The 16782-nt window shown below is 69.6% G+C and carries 16 protein-coding genes; 8 read left to right on the forward strand and 8 right to left on the reverse strand.

Features of this window, described 5'->3' with window-relative positions; genetic code table 11:
- Window positions 1-172: 172 nt before the first annotated feature.
- The 5 genes from ACZ4A5_RS15705 to ACZ4A5_RS15725 form a co-directional block, all read right to left on the reverse strand.
- On the reverse strand, window positions 173-1261 hold the full coding sequence (locus tag ACZ4A5_RS15705) for a hypothetical protein (RefSeq protein WP_467583094.1): 1089 nt from the start codon (window positions 1259-1261) through the stop codon (window positions 173-175).
- A gap of 497 nt (window positions 1262-1758) precedes the next feature.
- Complete coding sequence (locus ACZ4A5_RS15710; protein WP_467583097.1) at window positions 1759-1917, reverse strand: hypothetical protein; 159 nt, start codon at window positions 1915-1917, stop codon at window positions 1759-1761.
- 144 nt (window positions 1918-2061) lie between these two features.
- The gene (locus ACZ4A5_RS15715; protein ID WP_467583099.1) at window positions 2062-2211 is read right to left on the reverse strand and encodes a hypothetical protein; all 150 of its coding nucleotides are present in this window, start codon (window positions 2209-2211) and stop codon (window positions 2062-2064) included.
- Between the two features lie 251 nt (window positions 2212-2462).
- Window positions 2463-2861, reverse strand: coding sequence for a type II toxin-antitoxin system VapC family toxin (locus tag ACZ4A5_RS15720; protein ID WP_467583102.1), 399 nt, complete (start codon window positions 2859-2861; stop codon window positions 2463-2465).
- Window positions 2858-3142 (reverse strand): hypothetical protein, encoded by a 285-nt coding sequence (locus ACZ4A5_RS15725; RefSeq protein ID WP_121796848.1) that lies wholly within the window; start codon window positions 3140-3142, stop codon window positions 2858-2860. The genes ACZ4A5_RS15720 and ACZ4A5_RS15725 overlap by 4 nt, the downstream gene beginning before the upstream one ends.
- Window positions 3143-3920: 778 nt before the next feature.
- Between ACZ4A5_RS15725 and ACZ4A5_RS15730 the strand changes: the two genes are divergently transcribed.
- Together ACZ4A5_RS15730 and ACZ4A5_RS15735 are read left to right on the forward strand one after the other, a co-directional pair.
- Window positions 3921-5009 carry a beta family protein gene (locus ACZ4A5_RS15730; protein ID WP_467583107.1) on the forward strand — a complete coding sequence of 363 codons (1089 nt, stop codon included), beginning with the start codon at window positions 3921-3923 and terminating at the stop codon, window positions 5007-5009.
- Window positions 5010-5440: 431 nt separating this feature from the next.
- Window positions 5441-6325, forward strand: a complete 885-nt coding sequence (locus ACZ4A5_RS15735) for a TIGR03619 family F420-dependent LLM class oxidoreductase (protein ID WP_467583110.1) — start codon at window positions 5441-5443, stop codon at window positions 6323-6325.
- Here ACZ4A5_RS15735 and ACZ4A5_RS15740 read toward each other — a convergent pair.
- On the reverse strand, window positions 6297-6740 hold the full coding sequence (locus ACZ4A5_RS15740; protein ID WP_467583113.1) for a MerR family transcriptional regulator: 444 nt from the start codon (window positions 6738-6740) through the stop codon (window positions 6297-6299). The two genes, ACZ4A5_RS15735 and ACZ4A5_RS15740, sit on opposite strands and share 29 nt — an antisense overlap.
- Before the next feature lie 78 nt (window positions 6741-6818).
- Complete coding sequence (locus ACZ4A5_RS15745; protein WP_467583116.1) at window positions 6819-7463, reverse strand: trimeric intracellular cation channel family protein; 645 nt, start codon at window positions 7461-7463, stop codon at window positions 6819-6821.
- A gap of 290 nt (window positions 7464-7753) precedes the next feature.
- Between ACZ4A5_RS15745 and polX the strand changes: the two genes are divergently transcribed.
- From polX to ACZ4A5_RS15760, 3 genes are all read left to right on the forward strand, one after another.
- Complete coding sequence (gene polX, locus ACZ4A5_RS15750) at window positions 7754-9472, forward strand: DNA polymerase/3'-5' exonuclease PolX (RefSeq protein WP_467583119.1); 1719 nt, start codon at window positions 7754-7756, stop codon at window positions 9470-9472.
- Between the two features lie 346 nt (window positions 9473-9818).
- Entirely contained in the window at window positions 9819-10433 is a 615-nt protein-coding gene (locus tag ACZ4A5_RS15755) for a DUF4956 domain-containing protein (protein ID WP_467583122.1), read from the forward strand.
- Window positions 10430-11257, forward strand: coding sequence for a polyphosphate polymerase domain-containing protein (locus ACZ4A5_RS15760; protein ID WP_467583125.1), 828 nt, complete (start codon window positions 10430-10432; stop codon window positions 11255-11257). Before ACZ4A5_RS15755 ends, ACZ4A5_RS15760 begins: the two co-directional genes overlap by 4 nt.
- Before the next feature lie 6 nt (window positions 11258-11263).
- Here ACZ4A5_RS15760 and ACZ4A5_RS15765 read toward each other — a convergent pair whose 3' ends face one another.
- Window positions 11264-12235 carry an AraC family transcriptional regulator gene (locus ACZ4A5_RS15765; protein WP_467583128.1) on the reverse strand — a complete coding sequence of 324 codons (972 nt, stop codon included), beginning with the start codon at window positions 12233-12235 and terminating at the stop codon, window positions 11264-11266.
- Between the two features lie 245 nt (window positions 12236-12480).
- Between ACZ4A5_RS15765 and ACZ4A5_RS15770 the strand changes: the two genes are divergently transcribed.
- The 3 genes from ACZ4A5_RS15770 (at window position 12481) to ACZ4A5_RS15780 (ending at window position 16712) form a co-directional block, all read left to right on the forward strand.
- On the forward strand, window positions 12481-13740 hold the full coding sequence (locus tag ACZ4A5_RS15770; RefSeq protein ID WP_467583131.1) for a flavin-dependent oxidoreductase: 1260 nt from the start codon (window positions 12481-12483) through the stop codon (window positions 13738-13740).
- Between the two features lie 72 nt (window positions 13741-13812).
- Window positions 13813-15297, forward strand: a complete 1485-nt coding sequence (locus ACZ4A5_RS15775) for a 4-hydroxyphenylacetate 3-hydroxylase family protein (protein WP_467583132.1) — start codon at window positions 13813-13815, stop codon at window positions 15295-15297.
- Between the two features lie 5 nt (window positions 15298-15302).
- Window positions 15303-16712, forward strand: a complete 1410-nt coding sequence (locus tag ACZ4A5_RS15780) for an MFS transporter (protein WP_467583134.1) — start codon at window positions 15303-15305, stop codon at window positions 16710-16712.
- Window positions 16713-16782: the final 70 nt, after the last annotated feature.

A 16782-nucleotide genomic window follows, 5' to 3' on the forward strand; every position in this document is an offset into this window, starting at 1 on the left:
AGACTCGCAGAACGCCCTCTCAGACGCCCTCTAGCTGGGTGGGAGGCGTGCTCCCGAGGAATGTCTTTGCGGGGACTTGAAGGAAGGCGGCTGGGGTTCCGGCGCCGCTGGTTGCGGTGGCAGGTGTGCTCCCGCCGTGCTTTGGCGGGCGGACGTCTGGCGGTGCGGGTGCTCAGTAGCTGGGGCCGTACGGGCTCCAGTCGCTCAAGAATGGCTTGAGATCCTCGGGGCGGGGCGCAGGGACTGCAGGCAGCAACGGTGAACCGTTGAAGGGGTTCAGGTGTTGCACGTGGCTCTCTGCCCATGCGATCCATGTCTCGACGTCGTCCCTGGTCGGTCCGGTCGGCAGAGTCTCTGCGTGGAGGCGGAGCGCGCTGATGTACTCGGCCAAGCCCGCTGCGTGACGCCACGCTCTTTCCTGCGCTTCGAGGTGCTGGACGCGGTAGGCCTCCGCGTACTGGATGCGGGCTTCTTCCATGGCGGTTTCCCAGCGGATGCGCTTCTGGCGTGCCGCTTCGATCTCGTCCTGGCGTCTGCGTTCGGCGGCTTCGCCGCGGAGGGTGACCTCGTGGGCGATCTCTGCGAGCTGGTCTTCGAGGGCGCGGCCGGGGGTGTCGGCCCATTCGCTCGCCCGGTGCGGTTGGCCGCCGCTGAGGACGAAGCGGAGCCGTTCGGACGGGGTGTAGTCGAAGCGGGGGATCCTGATCCAGGAGTTCTTCTTGGCCTCGGCGAGTTCCTTCTCGGTAGCGACGTGCTCGGTCCGGTCTTGCTCCTGGAGGACGAGGAACCCCACAGTCTGGCCCTGTGCGGTGATGGTGAAGTGAGGAGTTGCTCTGCGGCGGCGATGAGACGGAGGTGCGGAGCCGGTCTGTCCTGCCGAACTGGAGTGTCCTACGGTCTCGGCGGCGGTGATCAGCGCCTGGATGAGCCGGAGGGCACGTCCTTGGACGGGCTTGGCCAGGCCCAGCGGCTGGGGTTCGTTCTGCATGGCCCGGACCACGGCGTGAGGCCGCGTGAGCCGAGAGGGAACGGGGACGGGTGCGAGGACGGCGAGGCGCCAGGCGGGGATGTCGACCAGTTTGATTTCGTACCCGCCACGGCACCAGCCCCCGTACAGCTCCTTCGTCTCCGGGATCCTTCCCGACCTGCGTGCCGCGGCGACGCGGGACGGCCACTTCTCCAGGTCCGGACCGCTGCCGCTCTTGACGATCCGGCCGTCGGCCTCCGCGAGCTCCTGCAACAGCTGCTCCGTGAACGTCACGCGAGGCTGTGATGGAGGGCTTGGCTTCCGCCCGGCGGCCGGGGCTTCCTGCGCTCGAGCGGACGGGGGTTGCGGAGCAGCGGCCTGAGCCTTCCGCGGGCGAGACCCGCGGGGAGGGTACGTGCCGTGCGCCAGATAGTGCTGGCCGGCGCTCGTCAGGGCGACGCTCCACTGCCCGCCCTTCCGGGAGACCGTGACCAGGCCCCGGTTCTGCAGTGCCTGACAGGTGGTCTTGTAGGAGCTGGTCTTCCAAACGCCGACAGGGCACCCGTCTTCCACCCACTGCAGCACCGAGAGCTGCCGCTCATTGACCTGCCGTTCCAATGGGCCGCCTTCGACTCCAGGTTGACGTACGACGGCGGCATGTTGTCAGTTCCGTTCGCCAGCGACGGGTGGTTCGAAACAATTCGCTCGAACGAGCGGGGGTGGCGTGGGCCGTGTCGATGCCCGCGCGGGCGACGTCTTCAGCGTTGCTGTCAGCTCGGCCTCCGTGACCTTCAGCCACTGAACTTCGCGCGCAAGCGTTCGTTCTCCTTCTCCAGCGTCTTAACACGTAGTTCGAGTTCGGCTCGTGTCAGCTTCTTCTTCGGCGGCGGAGGTAGGGGTTCTGTTGCTTCCGGTGGCTCGCCACGCAGTCCGATGGGTTCGAAGGCCACGATCGTTTGGTGGTCTTCCCCGCACTCCGTGCATCGCCTGCCGCATGACCCGGCGGAGAGGGGGTCGGTGTACGTGTAGTGCGCCTCCCTTTCGGTGCCCCAGTCGATCGTTGAGCGCGAACAGCTCGTCGTCGAGCCGCTCGGTCAGCTCCGGACCGGGGACGGAGCGGGTGCCCTGCTCGACGAGACCTTGTTGAAGAAGCTCAGCATCAGCGCCGCGTTGTCGGCCGTGAGCAGCCGCCACGCGGCACTCTGCCTGCGTAGAGCGACCAGATGGTCGTAGTCGAGCTCCATGCGTTCCGACCTCCATGACCGCGTGTGGGAGGTTGTGCGGCGACCACGAAGGCAGCCTCAGGAACTGGCACTGACAACGGGAGGACGGAGCCTCTCCGACGGCATCACGGCCGTGCGTCAGACCTTGATCACGGCGGTGCTGGCCCCCACGGAGAGCCGATGTGTCCTTGGGGGCCGAGGTGACGATCGTGACCGGTCCCGTTGCGCCCAGGATGGTGGTGGCGAGCATGACGGGTCCGTGTAGGAAGGAGTCAGACCTTCTCGGCGGTCACGCGCGGGTGGTCAGCGGTGAGGATGGTGATGTCCTCGACGTCGGATGTCAGGATCGTGACGCGGCCGGGCTGGGCGAGGGCGGTGGCGCAGAGCATGGCGTCGATGGCGTACTTGTGGCCGTGCAGCCCGGTCGTGCGCAGCAGACCGGCGGCGGACTGGGCGAGGGCCTGGGTGACCGGCTCGACCCGCAGCCGGGACAGCGTCCACTTCAGGGCGGCGTCGTTGATCCGGGGGTGGATCACCTCAACGAGGACCGCGGCGGATGTGATCACCGGAAGGTCGGCGTCGCGGGCGGCGGTGAGCCATTCGTGGACCTCGCGGTCGCGCTGTACGGCCTTGGCCAGGCCCTCGCTGTCCAGGATGAGCGCGCCGCTCACGCGGCTGCCCCGGCCTCGGAGGAGGTGCCACTGGTGAGCTTGGCCCGCTTGGCAGCCACGGCCTCCGGGTCGGCGGGGCCGTGGGTCTTGTCGAAGTCGGCGATCAGCTCGTCCAGGTTGTCGCGCTCGATCTGCCGCTGGGCGGCCCTCTCCAGGTACGCGGACACACCCCGCTTGCCGACCCGCTCACGGATCGCCTGCAGGGTGCCGGCGGTCAGGGAGACGGAGATGCCGCTGGTGGGGCCGTCGCCGGGAGGGAAATCGGTGTCGTCGTCAGCCATGACCCGAGTATGGCATTTCAAATGCCACAAGGCGAGATCTCCGGCGGTGGTGACCTCAGGGCCCCTCTGGGTTGGCGGGCGCGCGTCGAAAGTGCGCACGTAGCGCCCATAGTGCCCGCAATGCACATTGATCTTGCGCCCGATTTGCGTCGCGCAAGTCGCTGACCTGCAGTTTTCTTTGACATGTTTCCGTTGACGTTTTTACTATGACGCATCATGTGGAGTGTGTGGCGATTCTCAAGCCCACGGGGGATCGCGTCTGAGCTGGGGTTTTATGTGGTGTGCCCGATGAGCGTCAGGGGTTCTGACGCTCATCGGGCGCCCCTCCCCACGGGCTTGACAGCTCGGGTGGAGCTCGCGGTCATGGCCGACCGTGTCTGAGACGAGCCGCTCGTCTCCCGCGCCTTCGGGGGTTCCGGCCGTACGCCGGCGCAGCGTGGTGTGCGTGACGCGGTTGCCGATGCTGTCCGAAACGGGACCGGGCTGAGTCCGCCGCGTGAGCAGCGTTGTCGCAGCCCCGTCCGGGCTGCCGGCTGCGCTTGGTTCCGCACATCCCGAGCACCGGGCGGCGGCCGAGAAGGATCGACCCGAGCCGTTTGCCGGGTACTTTCAGCCGCGCTCTTCACCAGCTCGCCGGCCGCAACTCCCTCGTGGGGCGATCAGCGTCACAGGAACATGATGATGCGCCATTCATGGACGCATCTCCGGCATGCCGTATCCCGGCCGCCCAGGCTGGACAGCGCTTCTTCCGTCGAGTTCGGCTCATACCGACCCTGGCATGGAGGGAAACGGTGGGCACAGCCGAGGGGGAGCCGTCGTGTCCGGACCGCTGTATATACCTGTCCTGCCGGCGAGGCCACACGCTGTGACTGCCTATCGGAAGCTCGGGCCCCCGGTTCGGGAAGCCGTTGTGCCGCTCTGGAACCTCCTGCCCCATTCCGGGGTGCCGCCGACGGAAACGGCCACTGCCATCCGGAAGGATCTGGAGGCGGTGAGGGGAGTGCACCGGCATCATGCCGGGTGGTTCGACATGCCCTTATCCGACGAGACGCAGACCCGTACGCTGCTCGACACCACGGACATGCTTGGCGCGCTGCGTCCTGTGACCGGCCCACGACGCCCAACTGGCCAACAGAACGCCGTGCTTGGCTGCGCCCGGCGTTCCGGTAAAGGGCTGGGCGTACGGGTGCTCGTCACAGGCGAGTGGGACGGAGGCCTGGTCGGCGAGGTACGCGACCTGCTTGCCCGCGTCGGCCCATCCCTACGCCTGGACCTGCTCCTCGATCTCGGCTGTGTGCTCGCCGATCGCCCTGATGCCGCGAAAGAAGCACTGCGGGGTCTCGATGTCCTGGTTCCTCTGGCCCCTTGGCGCACCGTCGCGACGCTGTCCGGCGGCTTTCCGGACATTAAGGCCGATATGGCGGAACAGGGGTTGTGGGAGGAGCCCCGTACGGACTGGGATATATGGCACGAGATGGGCCATGGCCACCGTTCGTATCTCCCGCAGCTCACTTATGGGGACTACGGCACTCTCCCGGCCGATGCCAGCGCATGTCCTCTCAAGAAGAGCGAGGGAGGCCCGGCCTGGGGTGCGCTCCGCTACACGACCGACCGCTCCTTCGTCCTGTGCACGGTGTGGCGACGGGGGCCGGACCACGTTGAGGCGAACCGCGCCGCCGCCCGTCGGATCGTCGGCTTGGACGGCTTTCGCGGGCCCGGGACCAGCGCCGGCGAGACCTGGCTCCGCGACTGCGCACAGGGCGTGGTGCCTGCCCACGGCGGTACCGGCACGGGCAATGCCGAGACCTGGCTGTGGGTCGGAAACGTCCAGCACATCACCTACGTCGTCCGGAGCCTCGGAGTGTAGGGCGCGGCACCCTGGCCCGCCGCGTGGCGCCCGGCTGTTGAGCACGGCCTCCTTCGGGGTCCGTCATCTCCGTATCCGGGCCAGCAACTCGCGCGCTTCACGCCGCGCAAGCGGATGGGTCGTCGTCGAGGACGGAGACGGCGGAGACGCGGTGGCCGGCCTCGCCGGCAGGGATGGTGCTCACAATGACTGCCCCCGCTTGATACCCCCGTGGTGGATACACGGGCCGGTAAGCCTCCGAGGGCTGCGCGTAGAGATCCCATGGGGTGCTGAAAACAGCGACGGTGCGCCGCATCACAACCGCCCGCATTACGCCCTGACACCATGTCAGCCCCTAGCGTCCTCCACGTGACACAGACGACGTGGTTCCGCCTGACCGCCGGGCCTGGCCCGCATCGTCGACATCCTCGACTTGGAGTACCCGCCGCACCATGAAAGTCAGCGTTTCCACCTTCCAGACCACCGAATCCGCCCCCGTCCAGGACCTCGCGCGTGACCTCGAAGAGCGGGGCTACGACGCCCTCTACTTCTGCGAGCACACGCACCAGTCCTCGCGCGTCGCACGCGAGAAGCCGGATCTGGAGCGGCGTTTCCGGGAGACCTTCGATCCGTTCGTCAGTGCGCACGCCGCCGCCGCGGTGACCGAGCGGCTGCGGGTGGGGTCCGCCGTCTCGCTGCTCGCCCAGCACGAGCCCATCGCCATGGCGAAGCGGCTCGCGACGCTGGACCGGCTCGTCGGAGGCCGGCTCGACGTCGGTGTGGGGGCCGGGTGGATCGAGGACGAGATGGTGACCCACGGCGTCGATCCGAAGCGGCGCAACGGGCATCTCGCCGCGCACGCCCGTGCGGTCAAGGCGCTGTGGTCCGGTGAGCCGGTCACGTTCTCCTCGCCGTACGTCTCGTTCGAGGAGATCGTCGTGCGCCCCACCCCGTCGCAGCGGCCGGGGCCGCCGGTCTACGTCGCCGGGGCGGGGCCGCGGTCGGTGGAGCGCGTCCGGGACTTCGGGGACGGCTGGATGCCCGACTACGGGTCCGTCGATCCGCGGACGTTCTTCGCCCGGCGCGAGCGGGTGCGGGAGCTGGAGCAGGAGACGGGCCGGCGCATCCCGGTCGTCGTGATGGGTGTGCCGCACGACCCGCGCGTCATCGAGTCGCTGGCCGCGGCGGGTGTCGACCAGGTCGCGACGCTCGCGCCGTCGGCCCCGCTGGCCGAGATCCGCGCGTTCCTGGCGCCCTTCGAAGCGAGCCTCCGCGCGGCCCTCGGCGGGGAGAGCGGGGTCCAGGCGATCAGGCCAGGGAGGCCGCACGCCCTGTGAGCACCGCGATGTACTGGCGCGTACGGCTCAGCGACGCGATCTCGCGCGAGATCCGCTCGTATTCGTCGTCGAGCATGGCGGCCAGCTCCTCGCACGTGGTGGAGATGTCGATCCCCTCGTGCGCGCAGTCGATGAGCAGGGAGATGTTCTGGGTGCTCACACCGCCGTCCAGCAGGAACCTGATCAGCAGGACCCGGGACACGTCCTCGGGGTCGTAGAGACGGTGCCCCAGGTCGGTGCGGTGGGGCCTCAGCAGGCCGCGGCTCTCGTAATAGCGCAGGAGCCGTTCGCTGACTCCCGTGGCACCGGACATCTCGCCGATGCGCAGGTGCCGACGGGGCCGCGCCGCCGCGCCATCGGGACCGCGCTCGCGCGTCTTCCCTGCGGTGATCGCTTCGCCGAGTCCTGCCGACACTGCCGCCCCCTGTTCCCGACGCACTGGATGTGTCCCGCCGGGTTCAACCGGAACGGCCCGGTGGATCATCCCGTGTACTCAGGAAGCGGCCGGCGGCTCGGTCGGCGGCGCCGCGCTCCGCCCCGCCAGCCTCGGGAAGTGCAGGTCGAAGTGGAGTGCCGCCATGCGGATCATGAAGACCGTCGCGGCCGCGACGATCGTGGTGGGAGTCGGGGCCGTGCCGGCCCAGTGCAGGAGCAGGTAGACGCCCGCGCCGGCGGCGGCCGCCGTGGCGTAGATGTCCTCGCGCAGCAGCAGGGGCGGGAACTGGCCGCACAGCAGGTCGCGTACGACCTCACCGGTCACACCCGTGAGCACCGCCAGCATGATCACCGCGAGCGGGGTGACACCCGCGTCGACGGCGGCGCGGGCGCCGATCACCGTGACGACCGACAGACCCACCGCGTCCACGGTCATCAGGCTGCGGTGGGGGAGCCGCCGGTGGCGCAGGAGGATCATCGTGGCGACGGCCGTGGCGGCGACGACGGTGAGCAGGACCCAGTCGTGCGTCCAGTACAGCGGGTGCCGGTCCAGGATGAGGTCGCGCAGGGTGCCGCCGGAGATGGCGGCGGCGAAGGCGAGGACCAGGCCCCCGAAGGGGTCCAGCCGTGCCTGGTGGGCGGCGAGCACGCCGCTGGCCGCGAAGGCGGCGATCCCTGTCAGGTAGAGCACGTACAGCACCATGTCTGCCTCCCGCCGGATGACGCGTATGACTTCGGCGGGGCGACCTCGACCCAGGCTCGACCCAGCGCACAACCACGCCAGCCAACCAGGGCCGCCCGGGCCTCGGCGTCGGTCTTTCGGCCATACGTATACGGCCGAAAGGCCCATTTCCGCCCGGCCGGCTCCGGCGGGGCCTGTCTGTCGGCACTCGGAGGCGCCGTCCGGGCCGGCGCAGCCGGTCACCGGACAGGAGAGGCAACGGCACCGCCCGTGGACGCGCGCCCACGGCCGACCGGTGGCACGCTGAATCCATGGCCCGGCGCAATGCCGAGATCGAGGCGCTGCTCCAGGAGTACGCCGACCTCGTCGCGATCACCGGTGGCGACGCCTTCAAGGCGCGCGCCTACGAGAAGGCCGCGCGGGCGATCGGCGGGCACCCGGTCGACGTGGCGAAGCTCGACGCCAAGGCCCTGCGCGACATCCCCAACGTCGGGAAGTCGATCGCCGAGAAGATCGAGGAATACCTGCGCACCGGCCACGTCTCCGCGATCGAGGAGAGCAGGACGGCCGTCCCGGCCGGGGTCCGCGAACTCATCGGCATTCCCACGCTCGGACCGAGGAAGGCCCTGATCCTCCACGAGGAACTGGGCATCTCCTCCGTGGCGCAACTTCTCGACGCCGTCCGCGAAGGGCGCCTGCGCGGCCTCAAGGGCTTCGGCGAGAAGACCGAGGCCAACATCCTCCACGGCATCGAACTCATGCAGAAGGCGGGCGGCCGCATCCTCCTCGGCGCCGCCATGGACGCGGCCGAACAGTTCGTCGCCGCGCTCTCCGAAGTGAACGGCTGCGCGGGCTGCACTTACGCGGGATCGCTGCGCCGGATGCGGGAGACCATCGGGGACATCGACATCCTCGTCGCCGCCGAGCGGGCGGCCCCGTTCATGGAGGCGTTCTGCGAACTCCCGGACGTCGCCGAGGTCATCGTGCGCGGCCAGAAGAAGACCTCCATCCGCACGCTGAAAGGGCTCCAGGTCGACCTGCGCGTGCTGCCTCCCGGCGCCTGGGGAGCGGGACTTCTGTATTTCACCGGCTCCAAGGCGCACAACATCCGCATCCGGGAGATCGCGGTCCACCACAAGTACAAGCTCTCCGAGTACGGCCTCTTCCACGTCAAGAGCGGACGGAAGATCACCTCCGCCGCCGAGGAGGACATCTACGCCCGGCTCGGACTGCCCTGGATCCCCCCGACCCTGCGCGAGGACCGCGGCGAGATCGCCGCCGGGCTGCGGGACGAGCTCCCCGAGCTGATCGCGGAGGACGACATCCGCGGCGACCTGCACACGCACACCGACCTCACGGACGGGCTCGCCTCCCTGGAGGACATGGTCGCCGCGGCGGCCGCGCGCGGCTACGCCTACTACGCCGTCACCGACCACGCCCCCGACCTCGCCATGCAGCGCATGACCGACGAGAAGATGCTCGCCCAGCGCGACCAGGTGCGCCAACTCGACGGGAAGCACCACCGGATGCGGGTGCTGCACGGCACCGAGCTCAACATCGGACCCGAGGGCGGCGTGGACTGGCCCGACGAGTTCCTCGACCGCTTCGACCTGTGCGTCGCCTCCGTGCACTCCCACTTCAACCAGAGCCGCGACGACCTGACGCGGCGGATCGTGCGTGCCTGCGAGAACCCGCACGTGGCGATCCTCGGCCACCCCACGACCCGGCTGATCGGCAAACGGCCCGGCATCGACGCCGACTTCGACGCCGTCTTCGCGGCGTGCGCGCGGACCGGCACGGCGCTGGAGATCAACGCTCACCCGGAGCGGCTCGACCTGGGCGACGAGGACATCCTGCGCGCGAGGCGGTACGGCGTGAAGTTCGCGGTGAACACCGACGCGCACGCCACCACCCACCTCCCGTACATGCGGTACGGCGTGGGTACGGCGCAGCGCGGCTGGCTGACGAAGGACGACGTGATCAACACCTGGCCTCTGCAACGGCTGCGGCGCTTCCTGCGGCCGGGCTGACGCGCTCTGCCTCTACTCGCTTCGCCGAAACCCGTTCTGCGGGCGCTCGCCTTGCCCGCGTCCGCTCTGCTCGCACTGGCTTCGCCACACCTGCTCTGCCGGCACCTGCTCTGCCCGCGCTCGCTTCGCCGTACCCGCTCTGCCGCCACTAGCCGCGTCGACACCCGCCCTGGTCGGCATCCGCCTCCCCGCACGCGTCGGAGCCGCCCCGCAGAAATGTTTCTCCACAGGCAAACCATGTTCGAATGAGTTGCGGTTACTCTCTGTTTTCAGATCGCCACGCAAAGGCGCATCGCCAGGTGGCGGCAGCACTGCCACGCAATGGCCACTCAGGGGGATTCGCATCATGGACGTACTGCGGCACGTCGCCGCCCACTTCGCACTCGACCTCGTCGCCGTGTGCCTGCTGACCTTCGCGGTCTACTGTCCGCGCCACCGTCGACGAGATCTCGTCCCGGCGTATCTCGCCCTGAACGCCGGGCTGTTCACGGTCGTCGCGGCTCTGGGCGAGATGGGCGGCGGCGGTGGGGCGGCGCTCGGGCTGGGGCTCTTCGGGGTCCTGTCGATCGTCCGGCTCCGCTCCGACTCGGTGCAGCATGAGGAGGTCGCCTATTACTTCACGACCCTGGTCCTCGGGCTCGTCTGCGGCCTGCCACACCTGGGGCTCCCGCTGGAGGCCGGGCTGAGCGCCGCCCTGCTCCTCGTCGTATGGGCCGGCGACCATCCCCGGCTCCTGGCCCGTTCCCGCCGCGCCGTCGTCACCCTGGACAGCGTCCACCGGGATCCCGTCGCGCTGCGCGACGATCTGGCACGGCGGTTGGGTGAACCGCTCCAATGGACCGTCACCGAGGTCGACTTCGTACGCGATCTGACGGTCGTGGACGTGCGCTACCGCGAGCCCCGGCCGACCGCCGCCACCGGACCCGTCCGCCGCGAGGTGCCCGCCTGGGAGCCGGTATGAGCGCCCCGGCCGCGCCCCCGCGGGTGTGTGCGCAGACGGCCGCCGAGGCGGTCAGCGAGGCCGCGTACGCCACCGCGCCGGTCTCACTCGCCGAGGTCAACGAGCGCTCCGCTCTCCTCGCCCGCTTCGACCACAGCTACCTCGTGCCCGTCCCCGTCTTCCTGCGCATGGCCCGGCGCCTCACCGACCCTCGACGGCCCGACGGACCCTTCCGCGCCCTGGCCATCGACGGGCGTCGCGCCTTCCGCTATCACTCCGTCTACTACGACACTCCCGCCCTCCGCTCCTTCCACGACCACCGCCAAGGCCGCCGCCTCCGCTTCAAGATCCGCGAACGCCACTACCAGGACACCGGCGAGCGCCAGCTCGAGATCAAGCTCAAGGGCGGCCGCGGGGACACCGTCAAACACCGCCGCCCTCTGTCCGGTCATACCGCGCCCCTCGACCCCGGCAACCGCGACTTCGTCACCCACACCCTCCGCCGTGCCTATGGCATCGGCGCCCCGGCCCACCTGACCCCCACCCTGACCACCGACTACCTCCGCACCACCTTCGTCGCCGACGGCCAGCGCATCACCTGCGACGCGGCACTCACCTGCACGGACCTCCACACCGGACATGCCGTGCACTGCGACCCGCGGCTCGTCCTCGTCGAGACCAAGACCACCGGCCACCTCACGGAGGCGGACCTGCTGCTGCACGCGTACGGCGTACGCCCCGCTGTCTTCACCAAATACTGCGGCGCGTTCGCGGCACTGAGACCGGAACTGCCCGCCAACCGCTGGCGCCGGGCGGCACGCCGCGCCTTCGGCCCCGGCGGCTGACCCGGGTCAGCGCTGCCCGGCGCCTTCCAGGACCCGGGTGCCGGACTCCTGTGCCTGTCGTCGGAACTCGCCCGGAGGGAGGTCGAACATCTTGCGGAACGCCAGGTGGAAGCCCACGGAGCTCTGGTAGCCCACCAGCTCGGGGATCGTGGCGAGGGGGACCGTGGTCTCGGACAGCAGCGTCGCGGCCTTCTGCATCCGGCGCTTCGTCAGGTGCTGGCCGGGCCCCTCGCCCACCAGCTCGCGGAAGGTCTTCGTGAACGCCGACCGGGACATCCCGGCCTGCCGGGAGAGGGAGTCGATCGTCCAGGGCTCCGCGTACTCCCGGTAGATCGCCAGCAGCGCCTTGCTGATGCCGGGGTGGCGCAGCGCGTGCAGCTCCGGGGAGCTCTCCGCCAGCTGCTCCAGCGCGACCCGCAGCGACAGCACGAAGACCATCTCGAAGGCGCGGGTCACGATGAGCTGGCTGCCCGGCTCCCGCCGGGCCGTCTCCGCCGTCAGGCTCTCCAGGGTGCGCATCAGCAGCGGCTCCTTCGCCAGCATGTCGCGCTCCAGGACGATGACGTCGGGGAGGGCCGCGTAGACCGGGGGCTTGCTGACGGCGTCGTAGTGCAGGCTGCCGCAGATCAGCTCGGTCTCCGGGCCGGACGAGCCGATCTCGACGATGCCCGAGGCGCCTGGGCGGCGCTCCGGCAGCACCGTGTCCAGCGAGGGGGCGAGCGGCACGGCGCGGTCCGCGATGGTGTGTCCCGTGCCGTGCGGGAAGACCGCGAGATCGCCTTCGCGCAGGGTGACGGGCGAGGAATCCCCGGGAAAGCTCACACAACAGTCGTTGCGGAGTATGTAATGGATGATCGCGCAGCTCTCGTCCTGTCCCTGAATCGCCCAGGGTCCGCGGGCAAGCCATCTGCTGTGAAAAACGCTGTGCAGCCGGAGCGGCATCAGCAGGTCGCTCAATGTGTCGTCAACGCGGCTCATGGACGATCCTTAAAAGCAGCAGGATTCTTGTTAGTTGAATCCTAACCAGGCCGGGGTCAGGATTCTTCTCAGGGAAGTCACCGAGGCCGGCCGGGGGGCCGGTGGGTGGGGGCGATCGCAGTGTTCGCATTGCGAGTCGCAGGTCACAGGTGAACATCACCACAGACGTACAACCCTGGGCGGGTTTCACGGAACCGCGCGGGGATCTGCTCTGGCATGTTCGGAACAGTGGGAACGGGGGTTCCGTGGATATTCTGGTAACAGGGGCGGGAATTGGCGGGCTGGCAGCCGCCCTGAGTCTGCAGCACGCAGGATTCGACAGGGTCCGTATTGTCGAGGCGGCACCCGAATTGCGGCCGCTCGGTGCCGGGGTGAATCTGCTGCCCAATGCCGTGCGCGAGCTGGCCGCCCTCGGGCTTTTCGATGAACTCGTCACGGCCGCCGCCCGCACCGATGAAATCCGTTATTACGCCCGCACCGGCGGCTTGATCTGGCGGGACGACCGCAGCGCCGGATCCGGCCATCGCTGGCCCCAGTTGTCACTCCAGCGCGGCCGGCTCCACACCGTGCTGACCGAGGCCGTCCGGGCCCGGCTCGGGGCGGACGCCATCGTCACCGACTCCCGGCTCACCGGCTTCACCGAGCTGCCCGGCGGCAGGCTCCGGGCCACCCTTCGCCACGGCCGCGGGGTCTCGTCCTCCACGCTGGACACCGATGTCCTCATCGGTGCCGACGGCATCCGCTCCGCCGTGCGCGCCACGCTCCACCCGCACGAGGACGGCCCCGCCTGGAACGGCACCACGGTCTGGCGGGGCACGACCCGGATGCCACCGTTCCTCGGCGGTACCTCGATGCTCGTCACCGGCGACGGCACCCAGAAGGTGGTCGCCTACGCGATGTCGCCGGACCTCGACCGCGAGGGCCGCACCCTCGTCAACTGGGCGGCCTCGCGCCCCGCCGACGGCGGAGCGGAGGCGGACCGCAGTGACTGGAACCGGCCGGTGCCGCAGGCGAAGTTCCTGCCGCACTTCCAGGACTGGGATCTCGGATTCCTTGATGTCACGGCTCTCCTCGCCGGCGCTTCCGGCGCATTCGAGTATCCGATGCTCGACCGCGATCCGCTGCCCCGCTGGTCCTTCGGGCACACCACACTGCTCGGCGACGCGGCACACGCGATGTGCCCGATGGGATCCGGCGGCACGACCCAGGCCGTCATCGACGCCCGAGCCCTCGCCTATTGCCTCGCGACGTTCGGGGACATCGAGGCCGCGCTCACCGCGTACGAGGAGCATCGCCGCCCCGCAATGACCGAACTCCAGCTGGCCAATCGCAATATGGGCCCGGAAATCGTCATCGACATGGCCTACGACCGGGCGCCCGCCGGATTCCGGCAGGCCACCGATGTGATACCCGCCGCCGAACTGGCGGATGTCGCCCGGCACCACGCCCGAATCGGCGCTTTCGACCCGGCGGCGGCCAGCACCGGCTCGCCCTGGACAGTCTGACCCACCGCACAGCCGGAACACCGTGGAAACCCAGGGTTTCCGGCCGGCACGAAGAACCATCTCAGGAGAACAATGACCCGCGTTGGCCAGGAGTACATCGAGTCCTTGCGCGACGGACGCGAGATATGGCTCGACGGTGAACTCGTCAAGGACGTCACCCGTCACCCGGCATTCCGCAACACGGTCCGCTCGATCGCCGGCCTGTACGACATGACGCACGATCCGGCATTCCGCGACGTCCTCACCGTGCGGCCCGCCGGCACGGACCAGCGGATCCACCGCGCCTACGCCGTCCCGCGCACCCACGAGGACCTGATCGCCCGGCGCAAGGCGTTCAAGACCTGGTCGGAGGCGAGCTACGGTTTCCTCGGCCGCTCTCCCGACTACATGGCCTCCGGCATCGCGGGCTTCGCCGCCCTGCCCGGCGTCTTCGCCGGCGCGGAGTTCGACGGCACCGCCAACCTCGACGCCTACTACCGCAGGATGTCCCAGGGCGACCTCTACCAGTCGTTCACCCTCGCCAACCCGCAGGCCGACCGCACCAAGGCCGCCTCGGAGCAGGAGCGCGACGACCTCTACATCCGGGTCGTCAAGGAGCTCGACGGCGGCATCGTCGTCCGCGGCGCCAAGATGATCGGCACGGCCGCCATCTTCGGCAACGAGATCATCGTCGGCACCATCGAGCCCCTCCCGGCCAAGGACGCCGACTACGCCCTCAGCTTCTCCGTCCCGCTGGACACCCCGGGCCTGAAGTTCATCTCCCGCACCTCCTACGAGGCCGCCGCGCGCACGGTCTTCGACAACCCGCTGTCCTCGCGCTTCGACGAGAACGACTCGATGCTCATCTGCGAGGACGTCTTCGTCCCGTGGGAGAACGTACTGGTCTACCGCGACGTCGAGGCTTCCTTCAAGCAGTGGTGGATCACCCCCGCCTACTGGAACTTCGTCCACCAGGCGGCCACCCGCTTCTGGACCAAGCTGGAGTTCCTCGTCGGCCTGGGCATCCTGATCGCCAAGGCCAACGGCACCTACGAACTGCCTCCCGTCCAGATCCAGATCGGCCGCCTCATGGGCTGGCTCAACATGGCCAAGTCCATGCTGCTCGCCGCCGAGGCCAGCTACGAGGCGGTGCCGGGCGGCGACGGCGCCGTGCAGATCAACAAGGAGATCGCCTCGGCGCACCGCTTCATGGCCGCCGACGTCTACCCCAAGGTCCTCCAGGAGATCAAGACGCTCGCCGGCGGCGGGCTCATCCAGCTCCCGGCATCCGGTCTGGACCTGCGCCACCCCGTCATCGGCGACCTGGTCGCCAAGTACGTCCGTTCGCCCGGCGCCGGGCCGGAGAAGCGCGTCAAGCTCTTCAAGCTCGCCTGGGACGCTCTGGGCTCCGAGTTCGCCGGACGTCACGAGCAGTACGAGCGCTTCTACCACGGCGCACCGCACATCTATCTGCCGTCCATGGTCCGCGACGGCAGCCCGGAGCTCTGCGAGCGCCTCGCGCAGTCCTGCCTCGACGGGTACGAACTCGCCGACGAGCCCGCAGGGTTCGCGCAGTGACCTCCATGGCACCCCACCGCCGGCTCGCGCTCGCGCTGCTCGCCTGCACCCAGTTCATGCTGATCCTCGACACAGCGATCATCAACGTCGCCGTGCCGTCGATCGGCAGCGAGCTCGGCATCTCGCCCACCGGCCTGTCCTGGGTGGCGAACGCCTATCTGATCACCTTCGGCGGGCTGCTGTTGTTCAGCGGCCGCGCGGCCGACCTGTTCGGCCGTAAGAAGCTGTTCGTCGTGGGCCTCGCCCTCCTCGTGCTCGCCTCGCTGGCCGGTGCCCTCGCGGACGACGCGGCCTGGCTGATCACGGCGCGCGCCGTCCAGGGCATCGGCGCCGCCCTCGCCGCGGCCTCCGCCTTCGCCCTGCTGCTCACCCTCTTCGCCGACGGGCCCGAACGCCACAAGGCGCTGGGCGTCTTCGCGGCGATGGCCGGCGCGGGCGGTGCCGCCGGCACCGTGCTCGGAGGCGTGCTCACCAGCTGGCTCGGCTGGCGGTCGACCTTCGTGCTCAACGTCCTGGCCGGCGTTGTGCTGATCGTCTGCGCCCGGCGGCTGCTGCCCGAGGCCCGGGAGGACGACGCGGGGCGCGGCTTCGACGTCGCCGGAGCGCTCACCGTCACCGGCGGACTGGGCCTCCTCGCCTACGCGCTGGTCAACGCCGGAGAGGCGGGCTGGACCGCGGCGACCACGCTCGTCCCGGCGGCTCTGGCCGCGGTCCTGCTCGTGACCTTCGTCGCGATCGAGTCGCGGGCCGCGCAGCCGCTGCTTCCGCTGCGGGTCCTCGGGCGGCCCACGCTGCGCCTGGCCAACGTGCTCGGCGGGCTCTCGCAGATGGCGCTGTTCCCGATGTTCTTCCTCGTCAGCCTGTACATGCAGGCGGTGCTCGGGTTCGAACCGGTGGCCGGAGGGCTGGGGCTGCTGCCGCTGTCCTTGGTCGTCGTGCTGGTCGCCGGCACGGCGGACCGGCTCATCGGCCGGTTCGGGCTACGGGCCGTGATGACCGCGGGCTTCACGCTGATCGCGGCCGGGCTCGGCTGGCTGTCGACGCTCTCCGCCCAGGGCACCTTCTCCGCCGACGTGCTCGCGCCGAGCATCGTCCTCGGGGTGGGGCTGCCGCTGGCCGCCGTCACCACCAATGTGGCGGCGACCATGGACGCGGGGGAGGAGGAGGTCGGACTGGCCTCCGGGCTGATCAACACCAGCCAGCAGTTCGGCTCCGTGCTCGGGCTCGCGGTGCTCACGGCGGTCGCGTCGGCCCGTACCGGCGCCTCCGACGACCCGGTGGCCCTGACGAACGGCTTCCAGGCCGCCTTCCTCGTCGCGGCCGGGATCTCCCTGGCGGGCGCGCTCCTGAGCCTCGCGCTGCGTGCCGGGGCCGCACGGCCCGCCCCGGCCAGGGCGGACGTGGCCAATGGCTGATTGTTAAGTACGTCCGACCGGCTGCTAATTGAAGCCGCCGGAGCGCAACTGACAGGCTCGAACACATCTG

The sequence above is a fragment of the Streptomyces sp. NPDC025618 genome, assembly GCF_055558795.1.

Bases quoted from the DNA above. Each gene is read 5' to 3' on its own strand.
- polX (WP_467583119.1), top strand. From the start codon at position 7,754: ATGGCCCGGCGCAATGCCGAGATCGAGGCGCTGCTCCAGGAGTACGCC.
- ACZ4A5_RS15755 (WP_467583122.1), top strand. From the start codon at position 9,819: ATGGACGTACTGCGGCACGTCGCCGCCCACTTCGCACTCGACCTCGTC.
- ACZ4A5_RS15730 (WP_467583107.1), top strand. From the start codon at position 3,921: ATGGAGGGAAACGGTGGGCACAGCCGAGGGGGAGCCGTCGTGTCCGGA.
- ACZ4A5_RS15765 (WP_467583128.1), bottom strand. From the start codon at position 12,235: ATGAGCCGCGTTGACGACACATTGAGCGACCTGCTGATGCCGCTCCGG.
- ACZ4A5_RS15760 (WP_467583125.1), top strand. From the start codon at position 10,430: ATGAGCGCCCCGGCCGCGCCCCCGCGGGTGTGTGCGCAGACGGCCGCC.
- ACZ4A5_RS15735 (WP_467583110.1), top strand. From the start codon at position 5,441: ATGAAAGTCAGCGTTTCCACCTTCCAGACCACCGAATCCGCCCCCGTC.
- ACZ4A5_RS15715 (WP_467583099.1), bottom strand. From the start codon at position 2,211: ATGGAGCTCGACTACGACCATCTGGTCGCTCTACGCAGGCAGAGTGCC.
- ACZ4A5_RS15745 (WP_467583116.1), bottom strand. From the start codon at position 7,463: ATGGTGCTGTACGTGCTCTACCTGACAGGGATCGCCGCCTTCGCGGCC.
- ACZ4A5_RS15780 (WP_467583134.1), top strand. From the start codon at position 15,303: ATGGCACCCCACCGCCGGCTCGCGCTCGCGCTGCTCGCCTGCACCCAG.
- ACZ4A5_RS15725 (WP_121796848.1), bottom strand. From the start codon at position 3,142: ATGGCTGACGACGACACCGATTTCCCTCCCGGCGACGGCCCCACCAGC.
- ACZ4A5_RS15775 (WP_467583132.1), top strand. From the start codon at position 13,813: ATGACCCGCGTTGGCCAGGAGTACATCGAGTCCTTGCGCGACGGACGC.